General features: G+C 59.3%; 24 protein-coding genes. 15 read left to right on the top strand and 9 right to left on the bottom strand.

Annotated features, from left to right (window positions below; translation table 11 throughout):
* Positions 1-57 precede the first annotated feature (57 nt).
* The 4 genes from sufC (at position 58) to NW846_RS00390 (ending at position 4,777) form a co-directional block, all read left to right on the top strand.
* Entirely contained in the window at positions 58-831 is a 774-nt protein-coding gene (sufC, locus tag NW846_RS00405; RefSeq protein WP_099812918.1) for a Fe-S cluster assembly ATPase SufC, read from the top strand.
* A complete protein-coding gene (gene sufD, locus NW846_RS00400; RefSeq protein ID WP_414346248.1) occupies positions 828-2,114 on the top strand; it encodes a Fe-S cluster assembly protein SufD in 1,287 nt (428 codons plus the stop codon). Before sufC ends, sufD begins: the two co-directional genes overlap by 4 nt.
* A 673-nt stretch (positions 2,115-2,787) precedes the next feature.
* Positions 2,788-3,240 carry an AbrB family transcriptional regulator gene (locus NW846_RS00395; protein ID WP_011431008.1) on the top strand — a complete coding sequence of 151 codons (453 nt, stop codon included), beginning with the start codon at positions 2,788-2,790 and terminating at the stop codon, positions 3,238-3,240.
* A 136-nt stretch (positions 3,241-3,376) separates the two neighbouring features.
* Positions 3,377-4,777 (top strand): 1-acyl-sn-glycerol-3-phosphate acyltransferase, encoded by a 1,401-nt coding sequence (locus NW846_RS00390; RefSeq protein WP_011431009.1) that lies wholly within the window; start codon positions 3,377-3,379, stop codon positions 4,775-4,777.
* A 321-nt stretch (positions 4,778-5,098) separates the two neighbouring features.
* Here the strand turns inward: NW846_RS00390 and NW846_RS00385 are convergent, their stop codons facing one another.
* Together NW846_RS00385 and NW846_RS00380 are read right to left on the bottom strand one after the other, a co-directional pair.
* On the bottom strand, positions 5,099-5,524 hold the full coding sequence (locus NW846_RS00385) for an NfeD family protein (RefSeq protein ID WP_011431010.1): 426 nt from the start codon (positions 5,522-5,524) through the stop codon (positions 5,099-5,101).
* Positions 5,525-5,607: 83 nt separating this feature from the next.
* The gene (locus tag NW846_RS00380) at positions 5,608-5,847 is read right to left on the bottom strand and encodes a hypothetical protein (RefSeq protein WP_011431011.1); all 240 of its coding nucleotides are present in this window, start codon (positions 5,845-5,847) and stop codon (positions 5,608-5,610) included.
* Between the two features lie 142 nt (positions 5,848-5,989).
* On the opposite strand from NW846_RS00380, the gene NW846_RS00375 reads away from it, so the two are divergent.
* The gene (locus tag NW846_RS00375) at positions 5,990-6,178 is read left to right on the top strand and encodes a hypothetical protein (RefSeq protein WP_011431012.1); all 189 of its coding nucleotides are present in this window, start codon (positions 5,990-5,992) and stop codon (positions 6,176-6,178) included.
* Here NW846_RS00375 and NW846_RS00370 read toward each other — a convergent pair.
* The 3 genes from NW846_RS00370 to NW846_RS00360 form a co-directional block, all read right to left on the bottom strand.
* Entirely contained in the window at positions 6,160-7,230 is a 1,071-nt protein-coding gene (locus NW846_RS00370; protein ID WP_011431013.1) for an SAM-dependent methyltransferase, read from the bottom strand. The genes NW846_RS00375 and NW846_RS00370 overlap by 19 nt on opposite strands.
* Positions 7,227-7,829, bottom strand: coding sequence for a 3-isopropylmalate dehydratase small subunit (gene leuD / locus NW846_RS00365; RefSeq protein WP_414346734.1), 603 nt, complete (start codon positions 7,827-7,829; stop codon positions 7,227-7,229). Before leuD ends, NW846_RS00370 begins: the two co-directional genes overlap by 4 nt.
* 138 nt (positions 7,830-7,967) lie before the next feature.
* The gene (locus tag NW846_RS00360; protein ID WP_011431016.1) at positions 7,968-8,294 is read right to left on the bottom strand and encodes a phasin family protein; all 327 of its coding nucleotides are present in this window, start codon (positions 8,292-8,294) and stop codon (positions 7,968-7,970) included.
* Positions 8,295-8,335: 41 nt separating this feature from the next.
* Between NW846_RS00360 and NW846_RS00355 the strand changes: the two genes are divergently transcribed.
* The 7 genes from NW846_RS00355 (at position 8,336) to NW846_RS00325 (ending at position 13,599) form a co-directional block, all read left to right on the top strand.
* A complete protein-coding gene (locus NW846_RS00355) occupies positions 8,336-8,683 on the top strand; it encodes a hypothetical protein (protein WP_011431017.1) in 348 nt (115 codons plus the stop codon).
* Complete coding sequence (locus NW846_RS00350) at positions 8,680-8,838, top strand: hypothetical protein (RefSeq protein ID WP_011431018.1); 159 nt, start codon at positions 8,680-8,682, stop codon at positions 8,836-8,838. Before NW846_RS00355 ends, NW846_RS00350 begins: the two co-directional genes overlap by 4 nt.
* Positions 8,839-9,231: 393 nt before the next feature.
* A complete protein-coding gene (gene pyk, locus NW846_RS00345; RefSeq protein ID WP_011431019.1) occupies positions 9,232-11,073 on the top strand; it encodes a pyruvate kinase in 1,842 nt (613 codons plus the stop codon).
* Positions 11,074-11,370: 297 nt separating this feature from the next.
* Positions 11,371-11,907 (top strand): VWA domain-containing protein, encoded by a 537-nt coding sequence (locus NW846_RS00340; protein ID WP_011431021.1) that lies wholly within the window; start codon positions 11,371-11,373, stop codon positions 11,905-11,907.
* A 216-nt stretch (positions 11,908-12,123) separates the two neighbouring features.
* On the top strand, positions 12,124-12,408 hold the full coding sequence (locus NW846_RS00335) for a hypothetical protein (protein WP_414346732.1): 285 nt from the start codon (positions 12,124-12,126) through the stop codon (positions 12,406-12,408).
* Between the two features lie 121 nt (positions 12,409-12,529).
* A complete protein-coding gene (locus tag NW846_RS00330; RefSeq protein ID WP_414346739.1) occupies positions 12,530-12,820 on the top strand; it encodes a phosphatase PAP2 family protein in 291 nt (96 codons plus the stop codon).
* Positions 12,821-12,972: 152 nt separating this feature from the next.
* A complete protein-coding gene (locus NW846_RS00325) occupies positions 12,973-13,599 on the top strand; it encodes a biotin transporter BioY (RefSeq protein ID WP_414515082.1) in 627 nt (208 codons plus the stop codon).
* 772 nt (positions 13,600-14,371) lie between these two features.
* On the opposite strand, the gene NW846_RS00320 is transcribed toward NW846_RS00325, so the two are convergent.
* Both NW846_RS00320 and NW846_RS00315 read right to left on the bottom strand, forming a co-directional pair.
* Complete coding sequence (locus NW846_RS00320) at positions 14,372-14,548, bottom strand: AI-2E family transporter (RefSeq protein ID WP_011431023.1); 177 nt, start codon at positions 14,546-14,548, stop codon at positions 14,372-14,374.
* A 434-nt stretch (positions 14,549-14,982) separates the two neighbouring features.
* On the bottom strand, positions 14,983-16,089 hold the full coding sequence (locus NW846_RS00315) for a dockerin type I domain-containing protein (RefSeq protein ID WP_099812909.1): 1,107 nt from the start codon (positions 16,087-16,089) through the stop codon (positions 14,983-14,985).
* 187 nt (positions 16,090-16,276) lie between these two features.
* Here NW846_RS00315 and NW846_RS00310 point away from each other — a divergent pair, with 187 nt between their 5' ends.
* Both NW846_RS00310 and rpmB read left to right on the top strand, forming a co-directional pair.
* Entirely contained in the window at positions 16,277-16,639 is a 363-nt protein-coding gene (locus NW846_RS00310; RefSeq protein WP_011431025.1) for a hypothetical protein, read from the top strand.
* Between the two features lie 24 nt (positions 16,640-16,663).
* Positions 16,664-16,900, top strand: a complete 237-nt coding sequence (gene rpmB / locus NW846_RS00305) for a 50S ribosomal protein L28 (RefSeq protein ID WP_011431026.1) — start codon at positions 16,664-16,666, stop codon at positions 16,898-16,900.
* A 73-nt stretch (positions 16,901-16,973) separates the two neighbouring features.
* On the opposite strand, the gene NW846_RS00300 is transcribed toward rpmB, so the two are convergent.
* Positions 16,974-17,702, bottom strand: coding sequence for a pentapeptide repeat-containing protein (locus tag NW846_RS00300; protein WP_414346727.1), 729 nt, complete (start codon positions 17,700-17,702; stop codon positions 16,974-16,976).
* A 218-nt stretch (positions 17,703-17,920) separates the two neighbouring features.
* On the opposite strand from NW846_RS00300, the gene gshB reads away from it, so the two are divergent.
* Positions 17,921-18,868, top strand: a complete 948-nt coding sequence (gene gshB, locus NW846_RS00295; protein WP_011431028.1) for a glutathione synthase — start codon at positions 17,921-17,923, stop codon at positions 18,866-18,868.
* 397 nt (positions 18,869-19,265) lie between these two features.
* On the opposite strand, the gene NW846_RS00290 is transcribed toward gshB, so the two are convergent.
* Positions 19,266-21,344, bottom strand: coding sequence for a CHASE2 domain-containing protein (locus NW846_RS00290; RefSeq protein WP_414346726.1), 2,079 nt, complete (start codon positions 21,342-21,344; stop codon positions 19,266-19,268).
* Between the last annotated feature and the right edge of the window lie 71 nt (positions 21,345-21,415).

Genomic DNA, 21,415 nt, shown 5'->3' with positions numbered 1-21,415 from the left:
GCGCTGGGGGGAACTCCTAGGCGCCAAGCTGTCATCGATTCGAGAGCAACTGCTGACATGATCCGGGAAAACAGCCCTGTCATCCTCTCCGTTCGCGATCTCACGGCCGAGATCGACGGCACTCCTATCCTCAAGGGGGTAAACTTGGAAATCCGCGCCGGCGAGATCCACGCCATCATGGGGCCCAATGGCTCTGGGAAAAGCACCTTCTCCAAGATCTTGGCCGGTCACCCCGACTACCGGGTAACAGGGGGCGAGATCCTCTATTTGGGCAAGGATCTCTTGGCCATGGAGCCGGAGGAGCGGGCCTGGGCCGGGATCTTCTTGGCCTTTCAGTACCCCATTGAGATTGCGGGGGTGAGCAACTTGGATTTTCTGCGGGCTGCCTACAACGCCCGGCAGAAATACCGGGATCAGCCGGAAATGGATCCCCTCGAGTTTGACGACTTCGTGCGGGAAAAGCTGAGCATTGTCAAGATGGATCCCGCTTTTTTGGAGCGCTCCGTCAACGAAGGGTTTTCCGGCGGCGAGAAAAAGCGCAACGAGATCCTGCAGATGGCTGTGCTGGAGCCGACGCTGGCCATTTTGGACGAGACGGACTCCGGCCTGGACATCGACGCCCTGCGCGTCGTTGCCCAGGGCATCAACCAACTGGCCGGCCCTGAGAAGGCCATGCTCCTCATTACCCACTACCAGCGCCTGCTGGAGTATGTGACCCCCGACTATGTGCATGTGATGGAAGGCGGGCGCATCGTCCTCAGCGGCGATAAGACCTTGGCGCTGGAGCTGGAAGAGCGGGGCTACGACTGGCTCAAGGAGGAGGCGCGATGAGCAACCCCTCCGAGAGGGCTGAGCGCTTTGGCCACTCCTTTCTGGAGCACCTCCTCCGCCAAATCCCGGAGGTAGAAGATCCCCATACCACCCTGAGGCAGCAGGCCCGCGCCCAACTGGCGGAGCTGGGGATCCCCACCCCCCGCGAGGAAGACTGGAAATACAGCGACCTCTCGCCGCTAGTGGCCCATGCCTTTCGCCTGGCCGGCCCTGGGGATCTGGGTCTGGAGCGGGCCACCCTGGAGCCCTGGCTGTGGCCGGAGAGCCGTCACAGCTATGCGGTGTTCGTCAACGGCTACTTTGCCCCCCAGCTTTCTGACTTGAGCGGCCTGCCGTCGGCCCTGCGAATAGCTCCTCTGAGCCAGTCTGCCCCTGGATTGTTGCAAACCATCGCCAAGGTCGATGTCTTCAGCGCCCTCAACACCGCCCATCTGGCCGACGGGATCCAAATCGAGCTGCCACCCCAGCAGGAAGTTTTGCCGCCCTTGCACCTGCTCTGGGTGACGGTGGCCTCTGAAGGAGAGGCGGTTCTGGCCCAGCCCCGCTGTCTGGTGGCTTTGCAGGCCCACAGCTCCCTCACCCTCATCGAAGACCACGTCTCGTGGGGGGCAGGGATCCCCTTCGGCAACGCTGTTACCGAGATCGCCCTGGCCGAAGGATCCCGTCTACACCATGTGATCCTGCAGCGGCAGGGATCCCAGGCTTTTCACATCAACCAGACTGCCGTGCGCCAGGGCCGCGACAGCCACTACCGGCTGCAGGCCATCCAGTGGGGATCCCAGTTTTCCCGCCACAACCTGGAGCTTGTCCAGGTGGAGCCCCAGGCCCACACCCAGCTGCAGGGGCTGACCCTGGTGAAGGGATCCCAGCACAGCGACACCCACTCCCGCTTGCTCCATCAAGCGCCCCACGGCAGCAGCCGCCAACTGCACAAGTGCATCGTGGACGAGGCGGCCCGCGCGGTCTTCAGCGGGCGGATCCTGGTGAGCCAAGCAGCCCAACTGACAGACGCCGCCCAGACCAACCGCAACCTGCTGTTGAGCCTCAAGGCGCGGGTGGATACCCGGCCCCAACTGGAGATCTTTGCCGACAACGTCAAATGCGCCCACGGAGCCACCGTCAGCCAACTGGAGGCGGAAGAGATCTTCTATCTGCAAAGCCGCGGCATTCCCCAAGCCCAGGCCAGGCAACTCCTCACCTACGCCTTTGCGGCAGAGATCCTAGAGGGGATCCCGCTGGCCCAGCTTCCTTCCCAGGTGGCCAAGCGCTTGGGATCCGGCTGAGTTGTCCCTCCCATTTCGCTCCAGCCCTTACTGCCATCGGCCAGTCTTGAAATGGCTGCTAGCGGCCTGCGTCGCCCGCGCCCGTCGAACGGCGAAAAAAAAACGCCCGTGGCGTCGCCGGCTCCCGCCGAGAAGCCCGAAATCCCTTACTGGCCCTGTAGGTGATGGCATTGGGCCGCAGGCTTGCTTTGGCTATCTTTCCGACCCGTTGTGCAAAACAACTCCAGCCCCTTTTGCTGAAGTTCGGAGAAGCTGTCTTGGGGGTTTAGGGCGGCAGAGGGGTGGGAATCGGAGGAACAGATCTAGTCTGGTTGGCGCGACTTTATCATCGCCAATCCTGGCCTGGCCCACTTCTCTTCCCCCGATTCTGCGGATCCCTCTGGCCTCTCTGCCGAAGCACCCAGCGCGCCGAAGAGCCATACCGATTCTCTAGCCTTTGGCGCCATCAAAACAAAAGCTGCAGCCCCCCTCCGCGCTTGAGTCCCTGCTCCCCCCTCACCTTTTACCACGGCAAGAACACCGATTGAACGCCTATTGAGGAGAGCCTTTCTCCTTTAGAGAACCACTTCAAGTAGTAGGAGAAAAATGTGGCCTCGAAAAGAGTCCCCAACTTTTGGTTGCAGAAGTACGCCAGGAGGTTATGATCCTGGAGAGGACTGTAGGGCATTAGAAAATGTTGGACATACCACCACAACCTTTAACCGGAAAGGCTCTCCTGCAGAAGGTAGAAGCGTTGAGCCATCTTCCGCGCCGCGAGACGGCAAAGCGCTGTGGCTACGTAACCATGACCAAGACCAACAAGCTCCGCGTCAACTTAAATGAGTTTTATGATGCGGTGCTGGCGGCAAAAGGTCTGAGCCTCAGTCCAACTGCCAAGCGTGACAGGCGCGGTCGCGAGCCAACCTTTCGCGTGAGCGTTCACAAGAATGGTCAGATCATCATCGGGTCCGCTTACACCGAAAAAATGAATCTCAAGCCCGGCGATGAGTTTGAGATTCAGTTGGGCTATAAGCACATTCACCTCAAGCAAGTGCTCAACGGTCAGGTGATGGAGGACTCAACCTCGAACGAAGAAGCTGCCCCCAAAAAGACGCGGAGCCGCAGGAAAAAAACAACAGGAGCTTGAACCTCTTCTGGAGTTGGGCAAGGGAATCCAGTTGAGAAACTGTCACTGCAGGGCTTTCTCTCTTCCAAACCCTCCTTAAGATGGGATCCGAAGCTTGGGTTTATTGACTTCGCCAACCCTAGATCTGAAGATCCCTATGTACCAGACTGTTCAACCTCCTCTCAAGTTTCTGCCGCCGCGATTGACGCCTTGGGTAGTTCGTTTGGCGCAAGCGGGTTTGCCCTTGTGGTTGCGCTGGGCCAAGGGGATCCCGCGCGTTGAGGTGGAGGGGGGCGAGCGTTTGGCCCAGCTTTATCAGCAATTTGAGGCAGGCAAGATTCGCCTGTTGGTAGCCTTTCGCCACCCCACCCTCGACGATCCCCCCTGCTTGATGTACCTGTTTTCCCATCTTCTGCCTCAGGTAGCTCGACAACAGGGGATCCGCCTGCGGCAGCGTCCCCATGTTTTGTTTGTCTACGACCGCGGCCTGCCCCTATGGCTGGGCTTCATTGGCCGCTGGGGGCTTCCCCGGCTGGGCGGGATCCCGATTTTGCGGGGCCGTCTGGATCGGGCAGGGCTGAAGAGCTCTCGCGAGCAGTTTGTGTCAGGCCCGTACCCCCTGGCGGTGGCTCCCGAAGGGACAATCAACGGCATGAGTGGGCTGCTCAACCCGCTGGAGCCGGGGGTGGCCCAAATGAGTTTCTGGGCGGTGGAGGATCTGCACAAGGCGGGGCGCCCGGAGGAGGTGCTGATCTTGCCGGTGGGCCTCCGCTACTCCTACTTGAGGGATCCCAGCCTGGCGCTGGACAGGTTGCTCCGCCGCATGGAGGCGGATTGCAAGCTCCCGGCCACGCGCTCGGCCCATGTCGGCAAAGGGTTTTTGATGGCCCGCCTGCTCCGCCTGGCCGAGCATCTGATTCAGGTGATGGAGCGTTTTTACGAGCGCTTCTACGCCCCAGCTTTGCCCGACGCGGCGCGGGTCAGCCTGAAAGGGGGAGGGGATCTGTTGGCACGTCTGCAAAGCCTATCGGATCTGGCCCTGCGCGTGGCCGAGCAGCACTTTGGCCTGCAGCCCCAGGGAGACTTGATCGAGCGGCGGCATCGCATCGAACAGGCAGGCTGGGCCTGGATCTACCGGGAAGATATCCCTGATATTGCGGCGCTTTCGGCTGTGGAGAAGGGGTTGGCCAATCGCGTCGCCTCTGAGGCCAGCTTCCACCTCTGGCACATGCGCCTGGTGGAGACCCTGATGGTGTTTGCCGTGCGTCCCCTGCCGGAGCAACCCAGTTTGGAGGAACTGGCCGAAACCGCCCTGCGGCTGTGGAACCTGTTGGCCTGGATCAAAGGCAAAAACGCCGTCGGCGCTGCCCCCCCCAGGTTGGGGCCGCGGCTGGCCCGTTTCAGCATCGGCGATCCCCTCTCGGTTTCGGAGCGCTGGCCCGCCTACCAGGCCAACCGCCGGCAAGCCGTACAAGCTCTAACCCAGGATTTGCAGGCGGAGATGGAGCGGCTGCTGCAAGGGATCCCGCGCTCCCCTGCGAGCGTGGCCGTCGGCTGAGATCTGGGTTGGCTGGCCTTGTCGAGGGGAGCGGGAAGGCCTGGGCCGAAACCGATACCGGCCTGTTGTTGGGAATTGTTGCGCCGCCTGTAGGGAAGGCCTCCCCAGCGTTCAGCCAGAAACCGCGGGAGCCCCGCCCTCTATCCCCCCACCGCCAACGGCATCTTCTACTTAGAACCTGCTAGACCTGTTGGGATGGGTAGCCGAGTACGGTGGACTGAGGGCGAGCTTCTTGTTCGCCTTCGCAGAGATTCCCCGACTCCTCAGGTGTTTCTTCAAAAGAGCCTGTCCAGTGAGTCGCAGCCAAGCCTCTGATCCCCCTCAAGACTTGAGCATCTGCATCGGCATCACGATCAGGGTATTGCCTTGGCGATCGACCACGTAGAGCTCTTGCCCAGGCTGGATCTCCAGGTCGGGGACGCTGCACTTGGCATTCCAGGTGGAGCCGAGATAGGAGACCCGACCCCGCTTGCCCGGCGGAATGGCCGTAACTGCCCGCGCTTCTCGCGATTCCTTCAGGAGATCTTCCAGCTGAGTTGAAGTAGAGGGCAGCAGACGCCGGCTGAGAACGATCAACCCAAGGGAGAGCACAATCCAGGCCGAGAACTGGGCCCAAACTGGCCACCCCCAATAGGCCAAAAGAGCAGCCCCTAGGGCAGCCACACCCGCCGGCCCGGCCACCAACTCCGGCAAAAACAGCTCGGCAGCAATGAGAACCAAGCCGAAGACAACCCAGGGCCAAACCATACAACCCAGGCATTCGACCCCATTTAATTAGTATGGCTCAAAGCACCTGGATTCTGCACTGGGATTTGTTGCCGAGCTGTTAGCTAGCCGCCCAGGCGGTAGTTCTCCAAAAACTGCAGGGGATCCACCTCTGCTTGGGGGGGATCCTTGGGTAGGTTCCTGGATTCGGCGATCCGCATCAGCGTCTCCCAGTCGGTGTTCATGACGAAGGCCACTGCTTGACGAGCCGCCTCTCGGTGGGGGCAGGCGTCGCCCAAGACACAGCCATCTCGGCAAAGAGTGGCGCAGTCGTGCTCAGTGCTCTTGAGAGTTGGGCCAGCCATGAGGTCGTTTTCTCCTAGGCTTTTACATTTTCTTCAGAATACCTGACCTGAAGAGAATCTTGCGCCTGCCGGGGATCGGAATGGGCGCAGATAGCCTGGATGAAGTGAGAAGACCGGTTAAGCCCAGAGGAGCAGTGGTTTTATGGAGTTTTCCCAACTGCAGGTGCTGGTGGAGCAAGCTCTGGAAGATAAGAAGTTAACCCGCAGCGAGGTGGATCAAATCATCGCCGCCATCCGGGCCGATGGCAAAATCTCCCCGGAAGAGATGAGCTTGCTGGAGTCCATTCGCGAGAAGGTGCTGCGCCGGGAAATTCAGGTGGTGGAAGAGTGAGGGGCCGGGATCCCTTTTTGCAGGTAGAGGGTAATTTCGCTGCGGTTGTGAAACAGGTGGCGCGCCCTCACCACCGGGAAGGCGCTGCCCAAGATGTCTAGGGTCTGGCGGAGCACCCGCAGGCGATGCTGGTGGGGGAGCTTTAGGGTCATCACGGCTGCCCCCTGCGGCTCCAGATGAGGGGCAAAAGCCGCCATCAGATGGGCAGAGGCACGGCCATCCATGCGCATGTCGTTGAGGATGAGGTGAAACTGACCTGGACAGCGGGCCAGATAGGCTTGGGCGCTGAGGCGATGGTGACAAATGCCGGCATCGTGGCGGAGGCGCTCGTCCAGCTCCGCCGGATCCACAGCCGTCACCTGCTGGCCATGCAGGCGCAAAATGCGCGACCAGCCCCCCGGCGCCGCCCCCAGATCCAAGGCCCGTCCCCCTGGTTGCAAAGGGACGCGAAACACCTGGATGGCCTCCAGCAGCTTAAACTCCGCTCGGCTGATCTGGTCGGGATCGCGGCGAAAGCGGTGGACGCCGCCGGCCCAGGTGGAGAGGTTTTGCGCCGCCAGCGACAGGCCCAGCCAAGCCCGGAGCCCTGTCGAGCTGGCCAGGAGCACCACCGAGATCACCTGCTGGGGATCCTTGACCTGCAGAGGGGATCCCACCGTCGCCATCACCTGTTCGGCCAGGGCTGCGTTAACCTGGAAGGGCTTGACGTTGAGCTTGCCAAACCGGCGCGTCTGTACCGAAAAGCTGAGGGCAGGGTCGATGGCCGCCAAGAGGTTTTGATCGAGGCGCAGCAGGGAGATCTCGTCGAGCTGTCGCTCTTGGTGGATGGGGCAGATGTGGCGCAAAAAAATGGGCGGGTTAGCCTGCCAGGCCTGGGCAAGGTCGGCAAACGAGCGCTGGCTGCACACCCGCACTAGGCCAGGTGCCTCCGGCAAAGGCTGAAAGACGGCCTCGGGATCCGCTGCCGCAATTTCCCGCCTCGCCAGATCCAGAAAATCGGGGTCGGCGCTGCCCAGCCACAGGTGAGTAGTGGGGGGAAGAAACCTGCTCACCTGACCCGCTGCCATCGCAAATAGGGCAAGGAAGCAGCTACCTCTTGAATCCGCTCCCGGGCGGCCAGCAATTGTCCGGTGGCATCCCACGTCCCCTGCACCAGCATCTGCCAGGCCCCCTGTGGGATCTCGACAGCAGCGGTTCTATCCTCCCAGCACACCTGTTTGTTGAGCACATCCAGCGTCAACCGGAGCTGTGGATTCTCGGCCACCGCCCCTTGCAGGGCTTGGATCACGCTGGCGGGCGCCGTGACGCAGGGGATCCCCAAGGCCAGGCAGTTGCCGAAAAAGATCTCGGCAAAGCTTTCGCCGACGAGGGCGCGGATCCCCCACTTGGCCAGGGCTTGGGGGGCGTGCTCCCGGCTGGAGCCACAGCCAAAGTTGGCGTTGACCAGCAAGATCTCTGCCCCCTGGTACTGAGGCAGGTCAAAGGGATGCTGGCCGGGATTCTGGGCCCGGTCGTCGGCAAATACATGCTGGCCCAAGCCCTCAAAGGTAACGCACTTCAAGAAACGGGCCGGGATAATCCGGTCAGTGTCGATGTCGTTGCCCACCAGCGGGATCCCGCGGCCCGTGATGGTCAAAACTTCGCTTGGCATGGGAATTGCAGTGACCTTCTGGACTCAAAAGCTGGGAATTGGCTTCAGAGTTTTGCAGGGTATAGCCTGGGATCCCTTGCCCAACTCTGCTTGGCCGAGGGGGCAAGCCAAGCGCCAGAAACGAACCATCCAGCTCGGCTAGCGGCGGTAAACTTGGTTTTCCAGGTTGCGCACCTGCCGCTCCAGCCGATCCAGCCGCCCGCGCAGCTCGTCCATTTCCGATTGGCGAGGAACACCCAAATCCTGCAGGACGTTGCGCACCTGCCGCTGCACGTAAGACTCCAGGTTGCTCTGCTCGGATTTCACCTGGTTGAGCAGGTTGTTGATGACGTTGGAGGCCTCTTCTGGCTTGAGCTGACCTTTCTGCACCAGCTCGTCAGCAGCCTTTTTCAACTGCTCCGCGAGCAGAGCGGTGGTGCCCACGCCCATTAGTAAGAGCTGACGTAAGATACTGTTATTGTCCAACGCTGCCCTCCAGAGAATGCTTGCCGAAGGTACGGGCTTCTATGACTACCTATTCTCCTCAGTTTGCCCTCAACTTCGCAACCGGGTCGGCCAGCTTCCCGCTTTCGGCAGAGGGGGCGCGGGAGTGGCACAGGGCTTTGCAAACCCTTGTGGAGCGGCTCAAAGTGGGGGCAAGCGGCCCCCAACGCCAGCCCCAGGCGCCGATTGAGTTTCACCATGCCGCCCCAAACTTGTACCTGGAGATGTTCTGCAATCCCAATATCTGGCCCGGCCCCCACGCCGCCAAGGTGTTAGTAATGTTGAAAACAGGGGCATTGCGCCTTTCTATTGAAGTGGAGTTCTCCCGCCTGCAAGAAGACCTCAGCCAATATCTGGAGTCTCTGAGATGAGCGAAGGCCGACACGCTTTGGGCGAGGAGCCGGCGGTTATTGCAGTAACGGAGCTGCTGGTTGAGCCGCCAGGTGGGATCCCTGGCCAGATGGAGACCGTTTCTCTCACTTGGCACGATCGCCAGCACTCTCGGCAGCGGCTGGTGAGCGACTGAGGCAGGGAAATCCAGTTGATGCTGCCACCCATCTCCACGAGGAGGATCTGCTCTCCGCGGATGCGCAGCGACACATTCCAGTCGAGGCCCAAGATGGCATTTTCTGCCTAGAAGCGGTAAAAAAGGCTGGAAAAAGCAGGTAAGTGTGAGCTGTTTAGAACCCCAGAGGGTTGGCTCATCAACGCCGACGCCCATGCGGCGACGAATACGAAGTAACGGCAACCTTTGGACTTTGTCTGTGGAAAGTCAGCAGAGGCGCTTTGACAACGCCTTTAAGAGTCTGTTTCCGGGCTGCTTCCACTTAAGGCCGGAAGTGTCAAAACGGGTTATCGTATCAAGGGGATCCCTGTGTGGGGAAACAATCTGGGCTGCTCTCCCTTGGTAAAGATTGCCATGCATTCGAGCGAGTCTTTTCGACGCACCAAAATTGTTGCCACTATCGGCCCTGCCAGCTCCAACCCCGCCATCCTAAGGGAAATGATCCTGCAAGGGGCAACCACCCTTCGCCTCAACTTCTCCCATGGGGATCACGACCTGCACCGCCGCAACATCCGCCTCATCCGCCAAACCGCTATGGACCTCGGCATCCAGGTCGCCATTTTGCAAGACCTGCAGGGGCCCAAAATTCGCCTCGGCAAGTTCGCCGAAGGCTCGATCACCCTTAGGAGCGGGGATCCCTTCGTGTTGACCAGCAAGCCCATTTTGGGATCCCAGGAGCGCAGTTGGGTCACCTACGACAAGCTAGCCCAAGAGGTGCCGGAAGGGGCGACGATCCTCCTCGACGACGGTCGGGTGGAGATGCGGGTGGAGGCGGTGGATCCCGAGGCGGGGGAGCTCTTCTGCCGCACCATTGTCGGCGGCACCCTCTCCGACAACAAGGGGGTGAACTTCCCCGGCGTGCGCCTCAGCATCCGCGCCGTTACCGAAAAAGACAAAGAAGACCTCTACTTCGGCCTCAACCAAGGGGTGGACTGGGTGGCCCTCAGCTTTGTGCGGGATCCCTCGGATGTGCTGGAGCTGCGGGAACTGATGGCCGCTGTCGGCAAGCGGGTTCCTATCATTGTCAAGATCGAAAAACACGAGGCCATCCAACAACTGCCCCAGATCCTGGCCCTCAGCGACGGGGTAATGGTGGCGCGGGGAGATCTGGGCGTAGAGCTGCCGGCGGAAGAGGTGCCGATTTTGCAGAAGCGGATCATTGCCATGGCCAACTGCCTGGGGATCCCGGTGATCACCGCTACCCAAATGCTGGACAGCATGGCCCACAGCCCTCGTCCCACTCGGGCCGAGATCTCGGATGTGGCCAATGCTATTTTGGACGGCACCGATGCCGTCATGCTCTCCAACGAGACGGCGGTAGGCAAATATCCCGTCGAGGCGGTGGCGACCATGGCCCGCATTGCTGTGCGCATCGAACGGGATTACTTCAGCCCGATCTATGTCGATCGCCGCCAACACCTGCGCACCCTCACCCTGCAGGAGCTGAGTCAAAATAACGGCAGCCCCGGTGGCAATGGCTCGCCCCGGCCCAAAACCCTGGTCACCGACTCAATCAGCCGCGCCGTAGGGGAGATTGCCCAGGAGTTGGATGCGGTGGCGGTGATGACCCTGACCAAAACCGGGGCTACGGCTCGCAATGTCTCCCGGTTTCGCCCGCGCACCCCGATCTTGGCTGTAACTCCTCATGTAGAGGTGGCGCGGCAACTGCAGTTGGTGTGGGGGGTACGGCCCTTGTTGGTCATGGATTTGCCTACCACCCGCCAGACCTTTCAGGCCGCCATCAACGTGGCTCAGGAAGAAGGCTTGCTTAAGGATGGCGACTTGGTGGTGCTCAGCGCCGGCACTTTGCCAGGCGTATCCGGCTCCACCGATCTGATTAAGGTAGAGGTAGTCAAGGCAGTGGTGGCCAAAGGCAGAGGGTTTGGCAAAGGCACTGTCAGCGGCCCGGCCCGCATCCTCAGATCTAGCCTCGATGCCAGCAAGATCACTGCCGGCGACATCCTGGTTGCTCGCGCTACCGATGCCAACTATGTGGAGGCGATCAAACAGGCGGCCGGGGTGATCACCGAAGAAGATGGGGCCTCCTCCCATGCGGCGGTGATCGGTCTGCGGTTAGGGGTGCCGGTGCTGGTGGGAGTTAAGGATGCTACGCGCCTCATCCGCGACGGCGCCATCGTCACCCTAGACCCAGAAAAAGGCACGGTGACCTCAGGAGCAGATGGGCTGGGCTTTTAGAGGGTTTTGCGGTCATTTCAGACAAGTTTGAGACCGTCTCCCAGTTCCTCTCTCCCCGGGAAAGGGAAGGCAGGGATCCGCGCAATGAGCGGTTTCACTGCCGTTTGACGCTTCAAGATACTCTCTCAGGGCTCTGCGCCGACAAGGATTTATCAAAGCCCATCAAGCTGATAACCTTTGCAAATAGTTGCACAGAATCCTTCACAAACGGGTCGCTGGCAGAAGTCCCAAGTTAGATTTCCTACAGGAGGCCGGTGACCATAGCAAAGGGCAGAGCCAGGGTTTGCCACCCTCACTTTGGTTCAGTTTGACTCGCAGGATCCCTACGAAGTTATCCACCGTTTCAAGCCCATCGCCGAAGTTCCCGAGCTAACCCGCGAGACCTATGTGCCGCGGGCCTCTACCCCTTTGCTAGATGCCATGGGTCGCGGCATCACCGACTTGGAAAGCGGCCTCAGCCAACTCGCTGAAGCAGATCGCCCTGCGAGGGTGGTTATGGTGGTGGTAACCGATGGCCAAGAGAACGCCAGCCGCGAGTTCCGCAAAGAGCAAGTCGAGAAGATGATCAAAGAAAAAACAGAGAAAGACGGCTGGCAGTTTGTTTTCTTGAGCGCCGATCTGGCTGCCATCCGCGATGCCAAGGCCGTCGGCGTCGCTCCCGTCGCCTCCCTGTTGTACCAGAAGTCCGGCTTGGGCAGCAAATTAGCCTGGGCTTCCCTTGCGATGCGCCTCTCCGACTACCGCTCAGCTCGTCTTCACAGTTTGATGTTCCTCGAAGAAGATCGCCAGCATCCCGACGACCCGAACAAGAAGAAGAAGAATAACAAGAGCTGATCCCTTACCGGTGCAACTTGCCGAGATCCTGGCCACGCTCCAACCCCCCGTATACGGGGGCAGGGGGGCGGGGCTTCTGCGGTTTCTAGCTGAAAGGGATCCTCACCTTCAAAGCTTCCCGCATCTGGGTTGAGACGAACCCACCCCAGAAGGTGGTTGTCGACGGAGAAGTGGTGGGCACAACCCCCGTCCAGATCGAGGTGCATCGCGCCGCCTGTGCGGAAACCCAACTCCGCCGAAAAGCTCGCCATCTTCTGGGTGAGACGGGTTTCGCCGAGCCTGACCCTGCTGAGCGCAACCGTGGGCCTGGGCGGGATCCTCGGCTCGGCTCTGGTCCTCTGGGGACTGACTCTGGCTTTGCAAGGACTGGCGCCCTCCAGTCAAGCCATCGATGCATGGATTTTGCAATGGCTGCAGCGGGCCAGCCCTTGGCTGGATCCCTTGGCTTGGGTGGGGTGGGGGTTAGGGCATCCGATTGGGCTGGTGGGTTTGACCGCCTGAGGATGGGTTTTGCTCTGGCGCAGCCAACAAAGACGGACGGCTTGGGGACTGTTGGTTGCAGCCTTAGGAGCTGCCGTGATCGCCGGGATCCTGCAGCCTACCTTTTCTCGCCCCCGCCCAGATCTTTGGGATCCCATCCTGTCGGAGTGGACAGGTCATCGCAGCAACGGTAATCTACGGCCTTTTGGGCTATCTGGTGGCAAGCTATTATCCTGCTCAGCGGCGCTGGTTCGCTGGAGGAGTGCTGGGGATCCTATTCTTCATCGGTTTCAGCCGGGCCGACTGGGGGTTGAATTGGCCCAGCGATCTGCTGGCGGGGTATAGCCTGGGGGCTTTGTGGTTCATCTTTTGCCTCACCCTTCTGCGGATTCAGTGGATGCGCCAGACAAATGGCCGCGGCCAAGCAAGGTAGTGCATAGGTACAGAATCCTCCGGTTGCGATACACTACCCAGATAAGGCCCTTTGCCGGTTAGTTGCAGCCTCTGGCCAAAAGCTTTTGGGATGGGTCAGCGGATCTCGGCAAAGAGCTGTTATCTCTTGTATCTCAGCGCCCCAAATATCCTATGACTGCTACTTTTGTTCACACACCTTTGGCGCAAACCCTTCTGACCCGTCCTTCCTGGGTTCGGGATTCCATGCTGGTGTTGGGGGGAAGTTTGTTGGTAGCGGCCCTGGCGCAGGTGCGGATCCCTTTGCCCTTTACGCCAGTACCCCTCACCGGACAAACCTTCGGCGTGATGCTGGTGGGGGCAGGCTTTGGGTCGAGGTTGGGCTTTCTCGCCTTGCTGCTGTACCTGCTGGAGGGGCTTTTGGGGTTGCCCTTCTTCAACGGCGGCGGCTCCGGGCTCAGCCACCTAACCGGACCGACAGGGGGCTACTTGCTGGCCTTCCCGGCCGCAGGGCTGATGGGCTGGTTTGTGGAGCGCTGGGGGGTGGATCGCAGCCCTTGGAAGATGGCCGCGTCCATGCTCTCCTGCTCGGTTTTGATCTACGTCTTGGGAGCCACCTGGCTGGGGGTGTGGCTGAACGAGAATGTCGGCCCCACTTCCGTCTTGGCCGTGCTCACCAAAGGCGTGTTCCCCTTTATCCCCGGCGATCTGCTGAAGTGTGTGCTAGCAGCAGCCCTGCTGCCCACCACTTGGCGCTGGCTGGGGCGGGAGACAGCGGATCCCAAGTCGTCCTCAAGCTAGGGCTTGCCCAACAGCAGCCCGATCGGTGTAGGGCCAGCCTCCCGAAAATCTAAAAAAAAAATGATATCTGCCGCAGTTTGGCCTTTTTTCTGAGATTCTAGTGACTGTGATCAAAACGGTGTTTAAAGCAACAGATTCAATGGAGCGCTTCCCTATATTGCTCTAGAGTTTTATAAGTCGCTGAGCGACAAGCCCCTTTATGGGGCTTTTTTTATCGGCTTTATAAAAAAGGTGGGATAGGGCTGACCCTGACTTGCTATAGCCAATTTGGCTGAGGGTGGAACGCTGTTAGAGATAAGATGGCATGGAGCAGACTCCAAGAGGCAACTCCACGAGCCACAGCCCAGACTTAGGAGAGAGTTGTAGGGTATGTTAAGGAAGGGGACAGCTCGACAATAGCCGCATAGATTTACGAAGTCAGTCGTTAACGGTTTATCGCTGGCTGAGCCGAGAAAACCTAAGACCAACAGTTTTCAAGACACGGAAGTAAAAGATGGACTGCCCTAAAAGAACATGTGGAGCAGTAGATCAGAGGATAGAGCCAAGCTGTTCAACCCAGTGCTACAGCCTAATTAAGGGGTACAGTAGCAACACTTAGCAAGCCAACCCTATCAAAAGCCAGAAACTGGATCACCGTTTCCTGGGTGGCCTGGCCGTAGCGCTGGTAAAACAGCTCCTGATCCCCGGTGGTGTAGAGGAAAACCTGAAGGGCAATCTGGAAGCGCAGATCACCGTTTTGGATGCCCTTTTACTCAAGTAAGTTGATCAACACTCACGTCACCGGAATGGCCAAGAACACCGCCAACAAGCCGGCCACAGTACCGCTCACAAACAAAGAGAAAAACATGATCACAGGGTTGATATTGACGGATCCCTGCATCACGCGAAGCAGGAGTAAGCTCTCTTCTACTTGTTGTAGGGAGATACAAATTACTGGATAGAGAGCCATACGCTCTGTGATAAGACAATATGAGCAATTAGGCTAGTCCCAATAGTGGCTCCAATACCTGGAATTAAATCAAATAAACCTGTAATCATCGATGAGGTTAGAGCTGAAGGGATCCGAAGTACTAAAAACACTGGAAAAGCTGAAATAGCGAAGAAAAACGACAACACGGCTCAACCCCAGAAAAATCCCAAAAATTCCGCCGCACACTTTCAGTAATTCGAGCTTTCCACTCCTCTGGGAACGGCTTTAGAAATAAGCTCCACAGTCGCTTTCCATCCAGCAGGATAACAATTTAAAAACAGGTTTACTAAACCGAAGACCAAGCTGCGCAAAGTCAACACGTCAGGGCCCAGTAGGCCTGTCGAAAAGGCTTCGGGCAAGCTTCTGAGCAACAAAATCCCCGCGGCCTAGCCAGCGCAAGTTAGCCTGGGCATTTAGTTGGGGATCTCGATCGTGACATTGGCCAACTGCACATCGTCATAGTCCACCCAAGCCCCACCGTCCTGGCCGATTGTGTCAGTCCCCAGCGGCACAAAGATATCCAGGGATCCACCCAAAAGAGGGATACTGATCCGGGATCCGCCGGCGATCCTGCCAGGCTGGATCACCGTTTTGCCAGTGCGCAAGGTAACCGTATTCAGCCCCAGGCGCAGATGCTCTAGTGGCAGAGGGATGCGCAGGTCGTCTCCCCCCAAGTGGATTTGCTCCACCTCCACTCCGTTTAAAAGCACTCGCATGGGAGACATATTGGCGCCGGGAATGCGGGACTGGCCGGCCCGATAGGCAGCGGCAGTATCCAACCCAATCAGGGATCCAAGCCGCAAAACCGGTGGGCGAGGCGGCAGGCGGTCTAGGCTGAAGGAGCGGGTCATCTCCACCCCTTGGGCAGGCGCCAGAAATTGCCCGGCAGCCGCCGACTTTGGAGAATATTGGTTATCGCCCAGGCGGATGACATTGGCCTCCAGCACCAGCGTGGCGTTGGGATCCCAGCGCTCCAACTGCAACTGCCAAGGCCGATCCCCGCCGGTCTGTCCGTTGCCTGTGCTCTGGGAATAGGGCAAATAGTTCTCCAGCCGCGCCACCAAAATTTCTTCTGCCGGCAGCGGCCCCGGCAGGCGAAACCGCCCTTGGGCATCGGTGCGCACCGAAATCCCTGCCCCCGGAATGGCCACCTCCACCCCGGCCAAAGGCTGCCCTGTCAGGCGATCCACCACCTGCCCAGAGTAGGCCGAGTCCAACTGCACCTGGCCGGTGGGTGCATCTGTGGCCGCCTGAATGCGCTGCTGCAACACCTGCCAATCGGCTTCTGTAATCCGCCCATCCTGATCGACATCGGCAGCCCGGATCTGGTCGTCGGTCAACTCCCGTTCTCCCCGCAAATAGGCCCCCAACAGGTTGAGATCCTGCACCGTCAAACGACCATCCCCATCCAGATCGCCTGCTTGAAAGGGCTGCGCTTGGGCAGAAGACAGGTCTATCCAACCCAGAGCCAGGGATCCCAGCAACAAGAGAGAACGGGCTAAACAGGAGACCCTAGACATCACAACTCTCCTGGGGAAAGAGCCGAAAGGCACTCTTTATGTCCTTATGTTTTAACGCAATTACTCCCCCACAGCAGGGTTGGCCGAGCCGGTGCGAAGTACTCTTAAACGCAATTTTGCTCGCCCGCCTTTGGCTGCAGGAGCCGAAAACTTGGTGGTAGGATAACCGTGGTGACTTGCTTCTCCTATGGCTCGATACTCCTGCGTTACCCAGCTCATGGGCTCAGCCGAGCAGTTAAGCGAAGCGATTCGCGCTGTCTTGGAGCGTTGCCAGCTTACTGTCCTACACAACAGCCCTGACTACTGGGTGGCCGGCGAGCCGCCTGGAAAAAATCCCTACGCCAAACTGGTGACGGTAGAGGTGTTTGTGGATCGCACCCGCCAAGCCGCTGACGGATCTGTACAGGTCACCTGCATCGCCAAAAACGAAGAGCTGCCCCTGAGAAGCGTCAACCATTGCCAACAAACCTTTGACCAATTGAGGACAGAGCTAGCCCAGTTGCAAGCTCAGCTGCAGCTTGCTGCTCGACAAAAAGAGGCCATAGAATAGCGAAGCTGAGTTCCCTTGGATCTCATGGCACGTCGCTGCCAACTGACCAACAAAAAACGCAACAACGCTTTCGCCATCTCCCACTCCCACCGGCGTACCAAGCGTCTGCAGGAGGTTAACCTGCAGTGGAAACGCATCTGGTGGGAGGAAGGCAAGCGGTTTGTTCGTTTGCGCCTTTCCACCAAGGCACTGAAAACCCTCAAGGCCAAAGGGATAGGGGCCATGGCCCGCGAAGCTGGAATCGACCTCAACCAATTTTGAGGGATCATCCGCTGCCTTGACCTCTTGAAAACCGATCTGCTGGGGCTGGCGCAAGAGTGGCCCTGGCTACAGTTCACAGCAATCCAAACAGTTTGCGTGACTTGGGCTGGAGCCCCGCCAGCAGAGTGTTGAGGGTGTCCCGCTGAGTAAGCTCGTTGGTGCCGCTCGCGCGTTCGATCAAGAACTTGCGCATTTCGTCCGAGAGCTTGGCGTCGGTAAAGTCGGCGCCGACAAAGCTGGCCTCTTCAATTTGGGTCTCTTGGAGGTTGGCCCCCACCAGGAGGGCTTGGTCAAAGTTGGCATTCTGCAACTGGCAACTGGATAGGATGGCCTGGGAGAGGTTGCAGCGAAAGAGGTTGGCTTGGCGAAAGTCGGCGGCAAAAAAGTTGCCTTCCGTTAGGTTGGCAGCCACCAAGCTGGCCTCGCGAAAGATGGAATGGCTGAAGTGTCCCCCCTGAAAGCTGCTTTTGTCCAGCTTGGCAGCGGTGAAGTTGCTGTAGTCTCCCAGGGCTTGACTGAAGCTGGATCCCCGGAGATCGGAGGCAGCGAAGTTGGCCCGCTCCAGCTCGGCACGGCGAAAGTTGCATAACCGCAGATCTGCCTGCTGCATACTGAGCGAGCGCAGGTTGGCCCGCGTCAAGTTGGCCTTGGGCATCTGGATGCGGTCGAACAGGCCCCGCGAGAGGTAGGCGCCTTCGAGGTTGGCACCCAGCAGGGAGCGCCCTTCTCGCAGGGCTGCTAGCAAGTCCCGCGTGGTTTCAATGCGAACCGGCTCGGAGGGTTGGGGAGAAGGAACACTCACAGACAGACCATTCCTCACAGGCGAGCCAGAAACCTGGTCAACCTGGCCGAAACACTGAGGTCTAACAGGGATCTCATCTAACTAAGCTAACGTTTGCTTCGCTGGTCAGGGTTAAGGGGATGTTAAAGACGGCTCTGCATCGGTTTAACTTCCTGCCCGGAGCAATCCGCTCCAATTTGTTGCATACTCAGGGCAGCTTTTCGTTGCTCAAACCATTCATGCAGGTAGCTTTCATTGTCGATCCGTTGTCTCAGTTGCAGGTGGGCCACGACACCAGCGTTGCCCTAATGGAGGCGCTGCAGAAACGAGGCCACCGCATTTTTTGCCTTGGATTGGCCGACCTCTACTGGGATCAAGGGGAAACCTGGGGATCCGTTGAGGAGATTGTGTTGGATCTAGGAGCGGATCCCTGGTACGAAGTCAAAGAACGGCGTTTGTTGCCCTTGAGCCAGATGCAAGCCGTATGGATGCGCAAGGATCCGCCGGTGGACGCGGCCTATCTCTACGCCACCTACCTTCTGGATCATCTCTCCCCCCGCCGCACCCTAGTGCTCAACCATCCTGCCGGGATCCGCTCCGCCAACGAAAAGCTCTATGCTTTGCGGTTTAAAGAGTGGATCCCGCGTACCTGCGTCAGCAGCAGCAAGGCCTTGCTCCGCCAATTCGTCGAGCAGGTGGGGCAGGCGGTGCTCAAGCCCCTGGGCGGCAAGGGTGGGGAAGGGATCCTGCGGGTCAATGCCGGCGATCCAAACCTCAATTCCTTGATCGAGCTGAGCACTCAGTTTGGCCGGCTGCCCGTGATGGTGCAAGAGTATTTGCCGCAGGCAGCAGCGGGAGATAAGCGCATTTTGCTGCTGGAGGGCGAGCCTTTGGGCGCCGTCAATCGCATCCCTGGGGAGGGGGATTTCCGTGGCAATGTGGCCGCTGGGGGTCGGGTGGAGAAAACCGAGATTGCTGAAAAAGAACGGGCCCTCTGCGCGGCTTTGGCGCCAGTGCTGCGGCAGGAGAAACTCTATTTTGTTGGAATTGATGTCATCGGGGAACGGCTGACAGAGATTAACGTCACCAGCCCAACTATGCTGCGGGAGATCTGCCAGTTAGAAGGGGTTGATCTGGCCGATCAAGTGGCCCAGTGGCTGGAGAAGAAAGTGCCCATCAAAGCGTAAACTGCCCCACGCCCTCTTCCGAGGAATCTGGGCATTATCCAACAGATACCCTCTCCAGTCACTTTCCCCCTTTGAGCTCCCTCGCAAGAGCATCGATGCTACAGCCTGTTAAAAATAGGGTACAGGTATTCAAGAGGCAGGAGAGGAGGGGATGCCAACCCATTCTTTGGATTGACGGCAAAGAGTTGTGACAGCTTATCAGGCAGGTAAGACCTCTATCCGCTTCCGAAGTGGGTTTGCTAAGTGTTGCTACTGTACCTCTTGATTCTTTAGCAGGCTGTACCTCAAGCTCTGGGGGAAGTTACGCCTGGGGTCTGCCGGGGCTGGGCGACCAGCTAGGTAGGAGTCGCTGAAGCACAGACAAAAGTTCCCTTTTGCCCGCTGTTGTCTAAGTCTTTTAGAGCGGCATCTCCCAGTGCAGCTCGACGTAGGTATGGCCTTCCGGAGTGTGGGTGCGATGCCAGGAGCCCTTGGGCAGGTAGCGGGCAATGGTATTCATGGCTTTGCTGCCATAGCCGCCACCGGGGCTGGGGGCGTATTCTACGCCGTCATTGATGACCGACAAGCAGCAGTGGCGCTCCTTTTGCACCAAGGACACCTTGACGAAGGAGGCGTTGCCCTTGGGAGGTTGCACATGGGCGATGACATTGCCGATGGCCTCTCGCAAAAAGCGCAAGATGTCCTCCCGTTGGTCGAACCACTCGCCGGTATTGGGCTCCTCCAGAGGTTGTAGGTGGCGCTCCACAGGCAAGGTCAGGCTGCCCGTCCGAATCAGCTCGTCCAGATAGGTGTCGATGCCCCGGTGCAAGCCCTCCCGCAAGCTGGGGGAAATGCGCAGCTTGGTGGCCAGGGTGCGCACATCGTTAAGCTGCTCGCGAATGCCTCGCCCGATCCTTTCCAGTTGTTCCAGCAGACGATCGTAAATGGCAGGATCGGGATCCTTACCCTGCTGCTGTTGCCATTGCAAGCTCTCCAGCTCGTCCATGACCACCTTCAGCTCCTGCAGCTCGCGATCGTGGATGTCGGTGGCTACCCGGTAAAGGAGCTTACGGGCTTGGTCAATGGCTGCCTCCTGCTCAGCCCGGCGCAGGCGCTCCAGTTCCTGTTGCTGGGCCAAGAGCCGCTCCTGGTTCTCCAAGATCACCAGGGTCAGCAGCAAGCTCACCCCCGTCAGGCCAACGGCCAAAGCTGGCAAGGTCAGCGGCCAAATCCAACGCCCCAGCAAGAATTGGGCCACAGCCCAGCCCTCGTAAACGGCTAGCCCTAGCAGCGGCAAGAGGAGAGAGCGCGCCTGTTTCCAGCGGTTTTCGCGCGAAGAGGGTCGATAGAGAACCAAGAGCAAGCCCGTTGCCGCGCCTAGGAGGAAGACAACTCCCGCTGCTAGCTCTGCCGGCAGGGATCGGTAGACCTGGCCAGTAAGCAGGCTGGAGAGGATTTGCGCCTGGAGTTCTACTGCCGCAATCTGGGATCCATCCGCCGTCCGCACCGGGAAGGTCTCCGGGTAGCCGCCCACAAAGCCGACCAGGACAATTTTGTCTCGCAGTTGGTCGGCAACTTTGGGGTCGAGGGGCGGGATCCCTTCTTGGCCGCGGCAGGCTTGGCCGGGGCTGAGCGTCGGGGAGCCGGATCCCGTCTGGGAGATCAGCGGCGGACAGACCCGTTCGATGGGGATGATGGGGATGCTGTGCTGAGAGCCAAGGGGATTGAACTGAAACGGCTGTAAGCCCCGCTTGCGAAACCAGCGGCTAGCCTTCTCCGGGTCGTACTTGGCAAAAGCCAGAGCCTCCACCGAGGCGAACATCTGCTCCTCCTGGCTGTCGCGGCGTAGGTAGAGCCCCCGCAACTGGGCCTGGCGTAGGATCCCGGTTCTGTCGACTCGGTGTTGCACCACCCCCTGAACATGCTCTGGCGGCACCAAATACTCAAGGCGCAAGGACGAAAAAGGCAAGAAGTGGTTGTAGATGTTGATCTCGGAGCGTCCAAAGCTCTCGCTGCTGCGGGTGGCCAAAACCAAGCGATCCGGGTAGCGCTGCACCACCTGACGCAGGGGAGCATCTAGGTTCTCGTTGCCCAGATTCTGCGGCACCACAAAGCTGCTGGGCAGGTTCAGCACCACCACCCTGGCTTCGGCCTCTTCCAGAAGGCGCAAGGTCAGGCCGGCGTAGTTAGCCCGTTCCAAGAGAAAGTCAACATTATGCTGGCCATCACCACTTTCTCCCTGCCCATCAATGCGGCCATCGATGCCGAGGATCACCACCTCCGGGGAAGGTTGCTGAGGGCCGCGCCAAGCATAGAGCCATTCCTGGGCGTCGCTCTCCAGCCGCAGCAACAAAGGGTGCTGGGCAGAAAGGTTGAGCAAGGTGGCCCACCCCAGGCCCCAAGCCAAGGCCCAGCCCAGTCGCCGCCGGGAGGGAGACAGTCGCCTCTGAGGGCCACGCTCTTGGCCAGCAAGAAGGGGAGAAGCGAGATTCGGCATGTTGAGGCCAACAGGTTGAAGAGCGCCTCCTCTGCCATCTTGGCCGCTGACAACGGCTGGCGAGGGGATCC

It is taken from the genome of Synechococcus sp. W60.3, assembly GCF_047502615.1.
Lineage (GTDB): Bacteria > Cyanobacteriota > Cyanobacteriia > Thermostichales > Thermostichaceae > Thermostichus.
This window is presented reverse-complemented; position numbering and strand designations above follow the sequence as displayed.

Coding starts and splice junctions, on each gene's coding strand:
- NW846_RS00375 (WP_011431012.1), top strand. CDS start 5,990: ATGGAGTTTTCCCAACTGCAGGTGCTGGTGGAGCAAGCTCTGGAAGAT.
- gshB (WP_011431028.1), top strand. CDS start 17,921: ATGCAGGTAGCTTTCATTGTCGATCCGTTGTCTCAGTTGCAGGTGGGC.
- NW846_RS00395 (WP_011431008.1), top strand. CDS start 2,788: ATGTTGGACATACCACCACAACCTTTAACCGGAAAGGCTCTCCTGCAG.
- rpmB (WP_011431026.1), top strand. CDS start 16,664: ATGGCACGTCGCTGCCAACTGACCAACAAAAAACGCAACAACGCTTTC.
- NW846_RS00390 (WP_011431009.1), top strand. CDS start 3,377: ATGTACCAGACTGTTCAACCTCCTCTCAAGTTTCTGCCGCCGCGATTG.
- NW846_RS00325 (WP_414515082.1), top strand. CDS start 12,973: ATGACTGCTACTTTTGTTCACACACCTTTGGCGCAAACCCTTCTGACC.
- NW846_RS00380 (WP_011431011.1), bottom strand. CDS start 5,847: ATGGCTGGCCCAACTCTCAAGAGCACTGAGCACGACTGCGCCACTCTT.
- sufD (WP_414346248.1), top strand. CDS start 828: ATGAGCAACCCCTCCGAGAGGGCTGAGCGCTTTGGCCACTCCTTTCTG.
- leuD (WP_414346734.1), bottom strand. CDS start 7,829: ATGCCAAGCGAAGTTTTGACCATCACGGGCCGCGGGATCCCGCTGGTG.
- sufC (WP_099812918.1), top strand. CDS start 58: ATGATCCGGGAAAACAGCCCTGTCATCCTCTCCGTTCGCGATCTCACG.
- NW846_RS00350 (WP_011431018.1), top strand. CDS start 8,680: ATGAGCGAAGGCCGACACGCTTTGGGCGAGGAGCCGGCGGTTATTGCA.
- NW846_RS00355 (WP_011431017.1), top strand. CDS start 8,336: ATGACTACCTATTCTCCTCAGTTTGCCCTCAACTTCGCAACCGGGTCG.
- NW846_RS00290 (WP_414346726.1), bottom strand. CDS start 21,344: ATGCCGAATCTCGCTTCTCCCCTTCTTGCTGGCCAAGAGCGTGGCCCT.
- NW846_RS00385 (WP_011431010.1), bottom strand. CDS start 5,524: ATGGTTTGGCCCTGGGTTGTCTTCGGCTTGGTTCTCATTGCTGCCGAG.
- NW846_RS00310 (WP_011431025.1), top strand. CDS start 16,277: ATGGCTCGATACTCCTGCGTTACCCAGCTCATGGGCTCAGCCGAGCAG.
- pyk (WP_011431019.1), top strand. CDS start 9,232: ATGCATTCGAGCGAGTCTTTTCGACGCACCAAAATTGTTGCCACTATC.
- NW846_RS00315 (WP_099812909.1), bottom strand. CDS start 16,089: ATGTCTAGGGTCTCCTGTTTAGCCCGTTCTCTCTTGTTGCTGGGATCC.
- NW846_RS00320 (WP_011431023.1), bottom strand. CDS start 14,548: ATGGCTCTCTATCCAGTAATTTGTATCTCCCTACAACAAGTAGAAGAG.